Raw genomic sequence first — 12,849 nt, forward strand, 5'->3', positions numbered from 1 at the left:
GATTATATATGTATAAAAAATGTAAGGTTCTTTCTTTTGCATTAGTTATATCTTTATTTTTATTAGGATGTGAAAAAAACACTGCAAGTAGTAAGAAAGAAGAGGTAACAATACAAATTGGTATACAGCAAGGATTAAGCCCACTCTTACTGGCACAGAAAAAAGGGTGGTTTGAAGAGGAGTTAAAAAAAGAAGGAGTTAAGGTGAAATGGACAGAGTTTCAAAGCGGACCTCCTTATTTTGAGGCAATCGCATCAAATCGGTTGGATTTTGGTGAAGTGGGGAACTCCCCAGTTATTTCAGCGCAAGCTGCAGGTATTGAATTTACTGAAATTGCTAATACAAGTTATGCGAGAAAAGGAACAGGGATTCTTGTACAAAAAGATAGCAAGATTACGAGTGTAAAAGATTTAAAAGGTAAAAAAATTGCAGTAGCAAAAGGAAGTAGCGCATTTAATTTATTATATCGAGCATTAGAAAAAGAAGGTATAAATGCGAAAGATGTAAATGTCATTCAACTGCAACCAGATGAAGCGCAGCCGGCATTTGAATCCGGATCAGTAGATGCATGGGCCATTTGGGATCCATTCATTTCACTACATACGTTAAATAAAGGGGCAAAAGTTATTGCAGATGGTGAACGATTAAATGTTTCTTCACCAGAGTTTTTAATTGCGAGAACAAAATTTGCGAAGGAACATCCAGAATTAGTTGAGAAATTCCTTAAAGTTTATGAAAAAGCACGTGTATGGCAAGAGTCAAACTTAGATGAAGCGATAAAAATATATACTTCTGCAAAGAAGATAGATGAAGAAATTGTAAAAGAAGTGTTTGATCACGACAAACCAATTTTAGTTCCGGTAACGAAAGAAATAATAGCCGAACAGCAAAAGACAGCGGATTTTCAATATAAGCTTGGCTCTATAAAGAAAGAAATCAAAACAGATAAAGTTGTAGATAATTCTTTTGTAGAAAAAGCATTAAAGGCGAAATGAAAAGAGGTTTTGTAAATTGGAGAATACGAAAGCTGTTATGAAAAGGGCGAGTATAACGATTGGCAAAAACAATGTAAAGAAAGTGCGAAAGACGAATGTAAAAGTGCTAGTAAGAGCGATTACTATACCGATTATCGTATTAATTATTTGGCAGTTAGCCGGCGTATTCGATTTAGTTTCTAAAACAGTTTTACCAACGCCATTAGATATATTACTAGCTTTTCAAGAACTTATTAAAACAGGAGAGTTATTCGGTCATTTAAGTATCAGTGTATTTAGGGCTGCGGCTGGTTTCTTTATCGGCGGGAGTTTAGGAATTATTTTAGGAACGATTGTTGGATTTTCAACGAGAAGTGAGCAATATTTAGATCCATCTGTACAAATGTTAAGAACTGTACCTCATTTAGCTGTTGCGCCACTTTTCGTATTATGGTTCGGTTTTGGAGAAACATCGAAAGTATTATTAATTGCGGACGGTGCATTTTTTCCTCTATACGTAAACGCGTTTTTAGGGATACGAGGTGTAGATACAAAGTTATTCGATGTTGCCAGAGTGTTAGAGTTTAGTAAAAGAAAATTAATTACAAAATTAATTTTACCAGCAGCATTGCCGAACCTATTACTCGGAGCAAGATTATCATTAGGAGTTGCATGGGTGAGTTTAGTAGTAGCAGAACTTATGGGGTCTACAGAAGGTATCGGCTATATGATTATGGATGCAAGGCAATTTTCAAATACAGATATCGTATTTGTCGGCATTATTATTTTTGCATTCGTTGGAAAGTTTTCTGATTCACTCGTACGTTTACTAGAAGTGAAGTTTTTAAGATGGCGAGATAATTTTAATGGAGAGACAGGGAATTAACATATAAAGTGAAACTTTAATCAGTAGGGGACATCCCCCACTGATTATCAGCCCTCACCAATCGGGATCTTACTGCCCGCAAATAGCGGAGTAAATTATTAGGGGTAATTTATATAGAGTATGTTAGTATACGTTTCAAAATAAATAAGGGGTGTGTAAAGATATGGAATTATTATGGTTTATTCCGGCTTATGGAGATGGTCGATATTTAGGAACGAAAAAAAGAGGAAGAGCAGCTGAATATGGTTATTATAAGCAAGTTGCACAGGCAGCTGATTATTTAGGATATACTGGTGTATTACTTCCAACTGGTCAAGGTTGTGAAGATCCATGGGTGTTAGCATCAGCTCTTGCGGCTGAGACAGAGAAATTAAAATTTTTAGTAGCAGTTAGACCAGGGTTAATGTCACCGACAGTTGCAGCGAGGATGGCATCTACATTTGATAGAATTTCAGATGGGAGATTACTTATTAATGTAGTTGCTGGAGGAGATCCTGTTGAATTGCAAGGTGATGGATTGTATCTTGAACATGATGAAAGATATGAAGTTGCAGATGAATTTTTAAAGGTTTGGAAGTCAGTATTACAAGGTGAAACAATCTCTTTAGAAGGAAAACATATTAAAGTTACGGAGAGTAAAGTTGTATTTCCTCCGGTTCAAACACCGTATCCACCAATTTATTTTGGCGGATCGTCCGCTGCAGGTAAAGAAGTTGCGGCTGAACATAGTGATGTATATTTAACTTGGGGAGAGCCACCAGAGCAAGTGAAAGAGAAAATAGATGAAGTAAAAAAACTTGCGGAAGAGAAGGGGCGTAACGTACGATTTGGTATTAGACTACACGTAATTGTAAGAGAGACAGAAGAAGAAGCATGGGAAGAGGCTGAAAGGTTAATTCAATATGTAGATAATGAAACAATTGAGCTCGCTCAAAAAACATTTGCAAGATATGATTCAGTTGGACAAAAACGAATGACACATTTAAATAAAGGAACGAGAGAGTCGTTAGAGATAAGTCCTAACTTATGGGCTGGAATTGGGCTTGTAAGAGGTGGTGCTGGCACTGCGCTTGTTGGAGATCCGCATACAGTAGCAGAAAGAATAAAAGAATATGAAGCGTTAGGAATTGATACGTTTGTATTATCAGGATACCCCCATTTAGAAGAGGCATATGAAGTGGCAGAACTGTTATTTCCTTTATTGAAAGACGAGAAGAAACAAGAAAATAAAATTGTTGGTGAAATGATAGCTGATGCATATGCATTAAAAAAATAGTGAGAAATAAAGTTGAACCAATCGGCCATTAACAGGCAGTTTCACCTATGTTTTGCTTCATTTTGTTTACTGCCTGTTAATACGGGATAAAAAAACTCGCAAGTATTTCACTTGCGGGTTTTCGTCGTAAACTATTAGAAAATATGGTAAAATTAAATAGTAACTTAAGGTACGGTTGGTTGTTCAATTATCACTTCTCCAAATAGGAGGGGGGTGATAATACGTGAGTGAAATAGCGTTGCTACTGCAGGGTGGACTGTTTCTCGTTGCATTGTTAACGTTCGTCGTCGTTTTAATAGACAAGCTCAAAAAATAACAACCCACCTATGCCAATAGAATGTGGGTTGTTTTGTTTGTAAGAAACAAATAGGATAAATGAACAATCCAATCTGCTAAGTTACGTGGACTAGTGTGTAGCCGCACACTGGTCTTTTTTATTTATTTACAATTAATAATTGGTTTATGTGATTGTATTGTTCTTTTCATACTTATTATAACACAGTGTCTTTTCATCAAGAAAGGAGACCGTATGTTCTGATTTCGATTAAATAGTAGGTTTTTTTTCTTTAAATAGCCCATCCATATACTGTTTTAAAGTTTGGACATAAAATTCCTGCCTATTTACATCATTTACGCCGACAATTGGAGATGAAAGTTCATATCTCTTTTCTGATAAATGAACGACAACGTCAAATATATCAAATAGACGAATGAAACAGAACAGGCCATCTTTATCACTTAATAAAATAAAGTAATGGTTCTCGCTATTTGTATTTAATGTATTCCATAAAGAACTTTTACTTAAATCGCGAACTATACTTTTTTCTTTTAATTCCATAAAATCGGCATTTGATAGAATGTTAGAAATAACAATCGCATCTGGATCTTCAAAATAGCCATCAACAGCTTGGACAGCGAAAGTGTAAGCTGTTTTTAATACACTCATTTTGTATTTACGGTTATCTAAAAGTAATTCACGTTGAATAGAGCTAGCTACTTTCGTTACACGTTCTTCTTTCCAAATTTCATTATGTAGCGAAATATCGTGCTTTTTACATAGTTTCATAATTAATGCATTGGAATAAAGTATTTCATCACTTACTTCAACAACATCTGTCTCAGCAGCCGCAAGTTCCTCACCATGTTCATTCGTATAGAGCGGGGAATCAATTTGTTTTTTCATTTGCTCAATCTTAAATTGACTTAATTTATGCCGAATTAAGGGACGATCAATATTTGTTGTCATTTGTTCATGGCAAGTATCGCAAATTGAGTTTGTGAAATAATATCCACATAATATTTCGGGGATGACATATTGTTCACTAAGTTCTTTCGTATCTTTTCTGCATATGATGCATTGTGTCATTTTTATCACCTTTACCTGCAAATTTGTATGTAATCTCATTGTAGTGTATTTATTGGTATTTTGGAATATTGTAAAGGAAAATATTATGTGAAATTCTTGCTTATTTTGGTACAATGAAGAGAAGTGCTAGTTTAAAGGAGGACGTTTTTTTGAAATCGAAAGTGCACTTTTGGACATTAGAAGTGCTAATGGTTGTAGCGATCATATTTATTTGCACAAAAATATCGTTTCTATTTCAACCGATTGGTATCTTCATATCAACATTGTTTTTCCCAATCTTAATCGCGTTATTTTTATACTTCATATTTAACCCATTGTTAGTCTTTTTGGAGAATAAAAAAGTACCTAGAAATTTAGCGATTTTACTGTTATATCTTTTTATTATAACATTAACTGCAGTTGGAGTTGGGGTAGTAGTTCCAACGATCTCGCAACAGTTAATGGATTTAGTAAAAAATATGCCGGGTTATATTAAAGAGGGAAAACTATACATACAAGATTTATCCCATCACAGATTATTTGAATGGTTATCTACACAAAACTACGTTTCCATTGAAACAATTGAGAAAAACGCGATTGAATACTTAAAGGATATACCAAACACGATTACGTCGAGTGCAACGGCTTTATTTGGTATTATCACAAACGTTGCATTAGTTATCTTCACAGTACCGTTTATTTTATTTTATATGTTTAAAGATGGACATGCGTTTCCAGGGAAAGCAGTTAGTCTATTACCTGAGTCTTACCGTGAAGAAGGACTTCGTATCATTAAGGAAACGAACGAAACATTATCTGCATATATTCAAGGGCAAGCGCTCGTTTGTATATTTGTAGGTGCTTTTACTTTTATCGGTTATTTAATTATCGATTTACCGTACGCTTTCGTTTTAGGAATTATAGCAGCATTTACAAATATCATTCCTAACTTAGGTCCATTTATCGGTGCAGCACCAGCTGTTATTATAGGTCTGTTCGTATCTCCGATGCAAGCGTTGTACGTAATTATTATCGTAACAATTGTACAACAGTTTGAAAGTAACATCATTTCACCGCGTATTATGAGTTCAAAATTAAATATCCATCCGTTAACAATTATTATTTTAATTTTAGGGGTAGGTAACTTTGCGGGAATTATCGGAATGATTTTGGCAGTACCAGTTTATGCAGTAACAAAAACAGTTGTATCGAACTTAGTGAGATTGTTTAAGACGAAACGAAGTAATCGAAAATAGTATAAGTTGAGAAAGATACACCGCTTTTTAAGTGGTGTATCTTTTGTTTGTTAATCAATGTAAAAAAGTGTATGCATAAACTTTTATTATATATTTATTACATATCAAATATAACGATAAACTTGTATGATATAGCCTCAATAAAACTATGTGGAATCCCTCTGAACTATCCAAATCATTTCCTTACAGCGTGCTAGCAACATCATAATCGACCCCTTTCAAATTTTATATTTTTAAAAGATTATAGATGAGAGTAGTACTTGCTTCTACGATCTCGAATTTCGTCTATAACCTGTTTATATTGTTGTTCCTGTTTTAATTCCGCATCAGAATAGTTTTTTTTCTGAATTGTAATTGTTAAAAAGAAAAGGTGAAACTTCATGATACATTCCTCCTTTCGAAAGGAATTATAGATGGCTACAGTAGTGACTTTGACGTTCTTTTACATCCTCCATAGCTTTATTAATTTGATGGTCATGCAATATCTCACTGTCTGAGAACTTAGTTTTTTGAATGGTGATCGTTAAAAAGAATACTTTAAATTTCATTTGTTTTTTCCCCTTTAAAAGTTATTTAGAAAAGACGGCTGTAATAAGAAGCTTGACGCTCTTTCAGTTCGTCCATAATAGTTTGAATGTGTTGCTCACGCAAAATCTCACTTTGAGAAAGCTTACGTTTTTGAATGGTGATTGTTAAAAAGAATGCTTTGAATTTCATGAAGGTATTGCTCCTTTAAAATATATTTTTAATACATTTGCGTATAGTATGAACTTTTAATGTCAGTCATTTTATCAGTCAGTTGTTTTAATTGTTGTTTACGAATGATTTCATCTTCAGATAAAGTGTTTTTCTGAAGTACAGTTGTAAAAAAGAAAATATGAAAAGTCATAAATGAATTCCTCCTTTCGAAAAGGAATTACAGGTGATCACAATAAAGCGCTTGGCGCTCCTTAACATCATTCATAGCTTTTTCAATTTGCTCATTATGAAAAATTTCATCTTTAGAAATTTTATTTCTTTGAATCGTAATACTTAAAAACAATACGCTAATAGTCATTGAATGTTGCTCCTTTCATAAAAAAATGATGTAAGAGGCTAAAAAATCGCACAAAAAAGCCACAGGAAGATATAGTTCTCCTATGGCAGGGCGTCAAAAAGCCACAGGAAAGTATACGACCTCCTGTGGCGAATTTATCAATTAATCGAAATAATGTACGATTTTCAATTCTCCATTAGGGTGGTCGAATTCATATTTAATTGTCCGAAAAACAAAGGTGCAGTTAACGCTAAAGTTAAAGCATGTAATTGTAATTTCATCATTTCCTTCGACCTCCTTTTAAAATTTTTTCTTACGTTAGTAAGTATATACAATTAATGGATAATTGTAAACATAAAAATTGAAAATTTTTAATTTTGATTAAAATGCGTATATTTTAAAGGGTTTTGAGAAGAAGTATTGTAATGAACGAAATATCGATAAAAATGGGGGATGCTAAATGAAATATATGCATCGTAATGTAGTTGTTATGCTAACAATTTTTTTATGTATTACTGCTTGTTCTAGGGGAGAAAGAATAAAAGAAATATCTGATGTTGAACCTAGTGACTTTAAGAAATATGCTGGGACATACGTTGGTAATAACTCAGATGTAGTTGCAATTGTTAATCATTTACCCGGTGGTGATACATTTCAAAGTATTAGTTTGGAGAATGAAAGTATAAAGGTAAACTATGGTGCAAATGGAACTCTGACAGAAGACATGGTTGAGACGTATTGGTTTGATGGCAAGGACACAATGGAGAAGAATTTTCTCTTTAACGTTATTTATCTAGCGATTTTAGTACCAAATGCGAAAAGTTACGAGTTTCAAGTAGAAAATAAAAATTTCACGATAAAAAGAGAAGATATACTATCAATCTTGTATGAAAAATTTGATGATTTTCCAAAAGAAAATGATATATGGGATAAAAAGAAAGTAGTAAAGTTCCTTAACGATAATAGCGAAAAAATTACAATGTTTATAAATGAGAAAGAGTTTCGGAAATCTATATTTGTTAAATATCCAGTGCAGTAGTTGAAATGATAGGAGGAGAATAGGTGGAGTTAGTATACAAAATTACTTATCATCGAATGCAAGATCATTATTTACCTAAGTTATTACAGGCAATTAGCCTCGTTAGTGAAGAAGATTTGTGGAAACAAAGGGACTCTATTAATTCAATTGGTGGAATCGTACTGCATATTAGTGAACATATACAGAGAAATACTAGTCGTTATAAAAATCCAAATATAGTTTTTGAAAAGGGAATCGAGGAGTATTTTCCAGTAAAGCGACAACGTACTGAAGTTTTGCTACAGTACGTTGAAGAAGTATTTGATGAATGGAGAAAAGCATATTTACAAGCATGCGAAGAAAAAAAGCATATGAATCTTCATAGCTTATTACATTTAGCGGAGCATACAAGTTATCATTTAGGGCAAGTAGTAGATCGTACAAAGTCCATAACGGAACAACAATTTAACTTTTGTCAAAATGGAATAAATGAAAAGAATTTGAGAACAAGAGTTGAAACCTCGAAATTTTAGAAAGAGAGTCATTCTTAATAGAATGACTCTCTTTTTTTGTAAAAGAAATTTATGGAAATAAATGTTTTTATGTGATATGGTTAATTACATAAGTAACGAACCTATGAACCTAAGGTGGTGAAATTGTGAAACCTACTCTGGAGCAAAACAAATTAATATACTTACAAATTGCAGAAACGATTGAATCTGATATTTTAAAAGACATATTACTTGAAGAAGAACAAGTTCCATCAACAAATCAATTTGCGAAGATGTTACAAATAAATCCAGCTACTGCAGCTAAAGGGGTAAATGTATTAGTGGATGAAGGGATTCTATATAAAAAGAGAGGGATTGGGATGTTTGTTGCAAAGGGAGCAAAAGAAGTCGTACTTAAAAAAAGACAAAATACTTTTATGACTGAATATTTACCTAAAGTGTGGGAAGAAGCAAAAGTACTAGAAATATCCAAAGATGAATTGATGGATATGATTCAAAAAATTACGAAGGAAGGGAAATAGGGATGATTGCACTTGAAACAAAAGCCGTAACGAAAAAATATAAAAAGAAAATAGCAGTAAATGAAGTAACGATTTCATTGGAAGAGCATAAAATATATGGTTTGCTCGGTAGAAACGGGGCAGGAAAAACGACACTATTAAATTTACTTGCAGGCCAAATTACTTCAAGTAGTGGAAGTATATCAATATTTGGCGAACATGTTTTTGAAAATAGTAAAGCGATGCAAAATATTTGTTTTATTAAAGTGAAAGAAGCTGCGTATCTAAATAATAAAATTAAAGAAATTTTTAATTTATGTAACATGTTTTATAAAAACTGGGATCAAGAGTTTGCTGAAGAACTTGCCAAGAAATTTCAACTTAATTTGAAAGAAAAATACCATAAACTATCACATGGAATGCAAACTGTTGTAGGAATTATTCAAGGATTAGCAAGTAGGGCGCCAATTACCATTTTTGATGAACCAACTACAGGTTTAGACGCAGCACATCGCGAGTTGTTTTATAGTTTACTACTAGAAGATTACGGTGAGTATCCAAGAACAATTATATTATCAACACATTTAGTAGAAGAAGTAACTCATGTTATCGAAGAGGTAATTATCATAAAAGAAGGAAGGCTGGTTGTTCAATCATCAGTGGATGATTTATTACAACAAGGTCATATTATTTCAGGGAAAAAAGATAAAGTGGATGAGTTTTCAATCAATAAAAAAGTAATAAATCGAGAAGTTTATGGAAATAAGGGGATTGCTGTTATATGGGAAGGACTATCTAATGAAGATTATTACTCTCTTGAAAAAGAAGGGTTACTGATTAATAGTATTACATTACAAAAACTATTTATACACATAACGGGTGGTGAAGTGAAATGACGATGTTAATGAAGCAGTTGAAGTTACATATAAATTTTCATTATAAAGCAATTATAATATTTTGGATTGCAGCATTACTTATAAAAGGAATTACAAGTGTAATGGATTTGAGAAAAATAAGAGAAGGATTTTTACAACATATATTAAATAATCCTTCAATTGCAATTACATTGTTTATAGTAGTAAGTACTTTTATCATACAGGATGATGTGTTTCGTTTAGCAGTTTCGTTTGGAGTAACGAGATTACAGTTTTTCATTGGATCAGTTTTCTATATCTTATTACAAGCTGTGGTTTTCTCATTCCTTCAAGTGATTTTTTTAAAAAATACATTGTATAGTACAGTAAATATTAGTTTAGGAGAACAATCAGTTAAACAGTTTATTGTACAACTATTATTGTATGTTACAATAGCAACTTTCTTTCAAGTAGTAGTTGTGATTAAGCGACGTTTTAAGTGGATTGGTCTTATGATTGGTGGAACATTTTTTATATCATTGAATAGTGTGCTTTATGCAGAAGTAGGAATACAGGATTTAAATTCTACATCTAATCTATCTTTAATAGATATCCCATACTTTATTGTCATTTCAATTATATTAACTATCGTCTATGTCGTGACTAGCGGTATATTTATTCGAAAGGTATCATTTGAGCAAACAATTTAAAATATAATTAAGTATATATTTGAGGAGAGTAGGAAAAACAAATGGGAGACACTTCTTCACTAATTACAGTCTTTTTATGCATTGCATTGCTCATATTTTGGCGTCGTTATCGTTCTATGCACAAGCCAATAAAAGGAACAGGAAAACGTATTTTATGGCCATTACTATTTTTAACACCAGGTATTGTATGGTTTTTAGGTCCCATACATCCAGCTATTTTACAAGTTATAATAGCAGCATTCATTGGAATTCTTTTCGCCGTACCACTTATAGTTTTAACAAATTATGAGCGAAGAGATGATGGGAATATTTATACGAAAAAAAGTGCAGCTTTTTTAATTACTTTTATTGCACTTGTTATTTTAAGATATGGTTCAAGACAATTTATTGTGGATTTAGATCAACAAACGATTGGTTTATTATTTTACGTAGTCGCAGTATCGTATATCATTCCGTGGAGAATTGCTTGTTATATAAAGTTTAGAAAAGTTTGGCGGGAAAATAGTAATCATGTTATATGAAAACTTCTCATTTGAGAAGTTTTTTATTTTTACATGTAAGTAAAATAATTTGTTGAAGTGCAAGACAGTTATAGAATATGATACATATTAAAATAAGGGAAAGTAGAGGGGATAAAAATGCGTACAATTTTAGTTTTTCTAAATAATATGTCCATCGATAAAATAGAGAACATTAGACAAATACATGATCCTTTATTTGAATTAATTCCACCGCATATAACAATTGTATTTCCGTTTAAGAGTAATATTTCAAATGATGAATTAAAATCTCATATTTTGAATTCAGCAAAAGGGATAAGCAAAATTGAAATTGAGTTTGCAAATCGTATCACTAATGTAGGAAACTATTTGTTTTTGGAAGTGGAGAGTGGGAAAGAAAAAATAGAAGTATTACACGATAGACTATATACAGGTCCCTTACTACAATTTTTGAGAAAGGATATTCTATACATACCGCATGTAACAGTTGGAAGAAAAAGTAATGAGGAGTTAGCTGCTGAAGTAGCCAAGGATATTCATAGTTTACCTAAAAAGTTACAATGTGTAATTGATAGAATTAGTGTAGAGCGAATTGGAGAGGGCGGGGAATCAATTATTGAATTTGAAGTACCGTTGTAAAAAAGCTGACAAAAGTCAGCTTTTTTAATCCGTAATATGAAGTAAAGCACCAATCGCACCGCTATTACCACCATCTTGTAAAAAAATAGGTATTTTATTTTGATATTTAGTGTAGCTACTAATAATATTTTGAAGGTGTACGTTATTACATAGAGTCGAACCAATATAAATAATATGGTCAATGTTTTTTTTTTCGGCGAATTGAAGGCTTAATGCAGTAACGACTTCACCGACAAGTCCTTGTACAGTAGCAAGTATGTCTGAGCTATTATATTTTGATTCTGAAATAGCAGCTTTACCAAAATTGCTTGCAGTTAAGCTATTATCAATAGGAGAGAGAATGCCACCATAAATATCACCGACCGTAATATCTAGTTCTTTTCTAGAACCTAATTTTGTTAAAGGAATCACATCTTCAAAATGATCTATATTTGTTAACAATTTTGAAAGCCCCATAATAGTACCACCGCCAACACCCGTTCCACCAGCTCGAATATATTTTTCATTATAAACGTAATGAATGGAAGTACCTGTACCTATATTTGTTAAAATAAAGTTGTTTATATCATATTGCTCTTCTTTTAATATGTATCGGACACCTACAAGAGTAGCTTCAAATTCGTTTAGTTCTACTATATTATATGAATCTGAAAGTAGTTGCTATAATTGTTTTGCTTTACCACCTGTTATACATATTTGTTTTATACGAGTGCTTTTCTTAAGCCAATCTATTATTTTATCTTGTTCATTTGAATAAAATTTTTCAAAAGCTAATTGCTTTTGTTCGTTCAAATAAGCAATTTTCGTTAATGTTCCTCCAGCATCGATACCGATAGTACTTTCCATTTTCCTGCTCCTAACCAAGTAATTTGTTTACTCTGTTCATGTTGGTGAGACGAATTTGTAGGAGAGAGATATCCTGACGAATTACATCGTCTCTATTCTGCTTGATATATTAATAGCTTTTCTATAGTTACAATAGGCTGATCGTTAATAGTTGCAGTACCTTTACCGAGAATAAAACCTCGACGATTGCGAGTAAGCTTATAATGTAAATCAAGTTTATCACCGGGATATGCGTTTCCGTGGAATTCAACCCCATCCAACGAAGAGAGGAAGCCTAGACCTTCAGAGTCACTTGTATTTACAAATGCACTAAGCTGAGCAAGTGCTTCTACAATTAACATATGAGGCATATGTTTTTGATTATCATTTATAAACCACTCATTATTTGAAATCAGTTTATATCCCGTAACGGATTCACCATGTTTTACATTTGTTACTTTATCAATCATTAAAAAAGGATAACGATGAGGAAGAGTGTCTTGAATATGCATATGAAA

General features: G+C 32.6%; 19 protein-coding genes and 1 pseudogene. 12 read left to right on the forward strand and 8 right to left on the reverse strand.

Annotated features, from left to right (window positions below):
- Nucleotides 1–8 precede the first annotated feature (8 nt).
- The 4 genes from JDS99_RS00195 to JDS99_RS31805 all read left to right on the forward strand — a co-directional run bounded on the left by JDS99_RS00195 (nucleotide 9) and on the right by JDS99_RS31805 (nucleotide 3,452).
- Nucleotides 9–995, forward strand: a complete 987-nt coding sequence (locus JDS99_RS00195) for an aliphatic sulfonate ABC transporter substrate-binding protein (protein WP_098858826.1) — start codon at nucleotides 9–11, stop codon at nucleotides 993–995.
- Nucleotides 996–1,011: 16 nt separating this feature from the next.
- Nucleotides 1,012–1,860, forward strand: a complete 849-nt coding sequence (locus tag JDS99_RS00200; protein ID WP_199694143.1) for an ABC transporter permease — start codon at nucleotides 1,012–1,014, stop codon at nucleotides 1,858–1,860.
- Nucleotides 1,861–2,023: 163 nt separating this feature from the next.
- Nucleotides 2,024–3,136 (forward strand): FMNH2-dependent alkanesulfonate monooxygenase, encoded by a 1,113-nt coding sequence (gene ssuD, locus JDS99_RS00205; protein WP_199694144.1) that lies wholly within the window; start codon nucleotides 2,024–2,026, stop codon nucleotides 3,134–3,136.
- A gap of 223 nt (nucleotides 3,137–3,359) precedes the next feature.
- Nucleotides 3,360–3,452 (forward strand): putative holin-like toxin, encoded by a 93-nt coding sequence (locus tag JDS99_RS31805; RefSeq protein ID WP_001289320.1) that lies wholly within the window; start codon nucleotides 3,360–3,362, stop codon nucleotides 3,450–3,452.
- Between the two features lie 228 nt (nucleotides 3,453–3,680).
- Here the strand turns inward: JDS99_RS31805 and JDS99_RS00210 are convergent, their stop codons facing one another.
- Complete coding sequence (locus JDS99_RS00210; RefSeq protein WP_000189705.1) at nucleotides 3,681–4,502, reverse strand: HNH endonuclease; 822 nt, start codon at nucleotides 4,500–4,502, stop codon at nucleotides 3,681–3,683.
- 149 nt (nucleotides 4,503–4,651) lie between these two features.
- Between JDS99_RS00210 and JDS99_RS00215 the strand changes: the two genes are divergently transcribed.
- Nucleotides 4,652–5,737, forward strand: a complete 1,086-nt coding sequence (locus JDS99_RS00215) for an AI-2E family transporter (RefSeq protein WP_199694145.1) — start codon at nucleotides 4,652–4,654, stop codon at nucleotides 5,735–5,737.
- Between the two features lie 241 nt (nucleotides 5,738–5,978).
- Here JDS99_RS00215 and JDS99_RS00220 read toward each other — a convergent pair whose 3' ends face one another.
- Genes JDS99_RS00220 through JDS99_RS00240 form a run of 5 tightly spaced genes read right to left on the reverse strand, consistent with a single transcriptional unit; the run spans nucleotide 5,979 to nucleotide 6,794 of the window.
- Nucleotides 5,979–6,119 carry a YrzI family small protein gene (locus JDS99_RS00220; RefSeq protein ID WP_064473550.1) on the reverse strand — a complete coding sequence of 47 codons (141 nt, stop codon included), beginning with the start codon at nucleotides 6,117–6,119 and terminating at the stop codon, nucleotides 5,979–5,981.
- Nucleotides 6,120–6,144: 25 nt separating this feature from the next.
- On the reverse strand, nucleotides 6,145–6,285 hold the full coding sequence (locus tag JDS99_RS00225) for a YrzI family small protein (RefSeq protein WP_000669812.1): 141 nt from the start codon (nucleotides 6,283–6,285) through the stop codon (nucleotides 6,145–6,147).
- 25 nt (nucleotides 6,286–6,310) lie between these two features.
- Nucleotides 6,311–6,454, reverse strand: coding sequence for a YrzI family small protein (locus tag JDS99_RS00230; RefSeq protein WP_199694147.1), 144 nt, complete (start codon nucleotides 6,452–6,454; stop codon nucleotides 6,311–6,313).
- A 28-nt stretch (nucleotides 6,455–6,482) separates the two neighbouring features.
- Entirely contained in the window at nucleotides 6,483–6,626 is a 144-nt protein-coding gene (locus JDS99_RS00235) for a YrzI family small protein (protein WP_000142721.1), read from the reverse strand.
- A gap of 27 nt (nucleotides 6,627–6,653) precedes the next feature.
- Nucleotides 6,654–6,794 (reverse strand): YrzI family small protein, encoded by a 141-nt coding sequence (locus JDS99_RS00240; RefSeq protein ID WP_000156178.1) that lies wholly within the window; start codon nucleotides 6,792–6,794, stop codon nucleotides 6,654–6,656.
- Between the two features lie 439 nt (nucleotides 6,795–7,233).
- On the opposite strand from JDS99_RS00240, the gene JDS99_RS00245 reads away from it, so the two are divergent.
- The 7 genes from JDS99_RS00245 to JDS99_RS00275 all read left to right on the forward strand — a co-directional run bounded on the left by JDS99_RS00245 (nucleotide 7,234) and on the right by JDS99_RS00275 (nucleotide 11,506).
- Complete coding sequence (locus JDS99_RS00245; protein WP_199694149.1) at nucleotides 7,234–7,812, forward strand: DUF4825 domain-containing protein; 579 nt, start codon at nucleotides 7,234–7,236, stop codon at nucleotides 7,810–7,812.
- 23 nt (nucleotides 7,813–7,835) lie between these two features.
- Nucleotides 7,836–8,324, forward strand: coding sequence for a hypothetical protein (locus JDS99_RS00250; RefSeq protein WP_199694151.1), 489 nt, complete (start codon nucleotides 7,836–7,838; stop codon nucleotides 8,322–8,324).
- Nucleotides 8,325–8,449: 125 nt separating this feature from the next.
- Entirely contained in the window at nucleotides 8,450–8,824 is a 375-nt protein-coding gene (locus JDS99_RS00255; protein ID WP_000805192.1) for a GntR family transcriptional regulator, read from the forward strand.
- 2 nt (nucleotides 8,825–8,826) lie between these two features.
- On the forward strand, nucleotides 8,827–9,699 hold the full coding sequence (locus tag JDS99_RS00260) for an ATP-binding cassette domain-containing protein (RefSeq protein WP_199694153.1): 873 nt from the start codon (nucleotides 8,827–8,829) through the stop codon (nucleotides 9,697–9,699).
- Nucleotides 9,696–10,367: a DUF4052 family protein gene (locus JDS99_RS00265; protein WP_098857862.1), complete on the forward strand. Its 672-nt coding sequence runs from the start codon at nucleotides 9,696–9,698 to the stop codon at nucleotides 10,365–10,367. The genes JDS99_RS00260 and JDS99_RS00265 overlap by 4 nt, the downstream gene beginning before the upstream one ends.
- Before the next feature lie 41 nt (nucleotides 10,368–10,408).
- Nucleotides 10,409–10,888: a CcdC family protein gene (locus tag JDS99_RS00270; RefSeq protein ID WP_098857863.1), complete on the forward strand. Its 480-nt coding sequence runs from the start codon at nucleotides 10,409–10,411 to the stop codon at nucleotides 10,886–10,888.
- A 117-nt stretch (nucleotides 10,889–11,005) separates the two neighbouring features.
- Entirely contained in the window at nucleotides 11,006–11,506 is a 501-nt protein-coding gene (locus JDS99_RS00275; protein ID WP_199694155.1) for a 2'-5' RNA ligase family protein, read from the forward strand.
- 24 nt (nucleotides 11,507–11,530) lie between these two features.
- Here JDS99_RS00275 and coaW read toward each other — a convergent pair.
- A pseudogene (gene coaW, locus JDS99_RS00280) lies at nucleotides 11,531–12,352 on the reverse strand (type II pantothenate kinase).
- 92 nt (nucleotides 12,353–12,444) lie between these two features.
- The gene (locus JDS99_RS00285; protein WP_087983795.1) at nucleotides 12,445–12,843 is read right to left on the reverse strand and encodes a 3-hydroxyacyl-ACP dehydratase FabZ family protein; all 399 of its coding nucleotides are present in this window, start codon (nucleotides 12,841–12,843) and stop codon (nucleotides 12,445–12,447) included.
- Nucleotides 12,844–12,849 lie beyond the last annotated feature (6 nt).

The sequence above is a fragment of the Bacillus cereus group sp. N6 genome (genome assembly GCF_016483705.1).
In the GTDB taxonomy this organism is placed as follows: domain Bacteria; phylum Bacillota; class Bacilli; order Bacillales; family Bacillaceae_G; genus Bacillus_A; species Bacillus_A wiedmannii.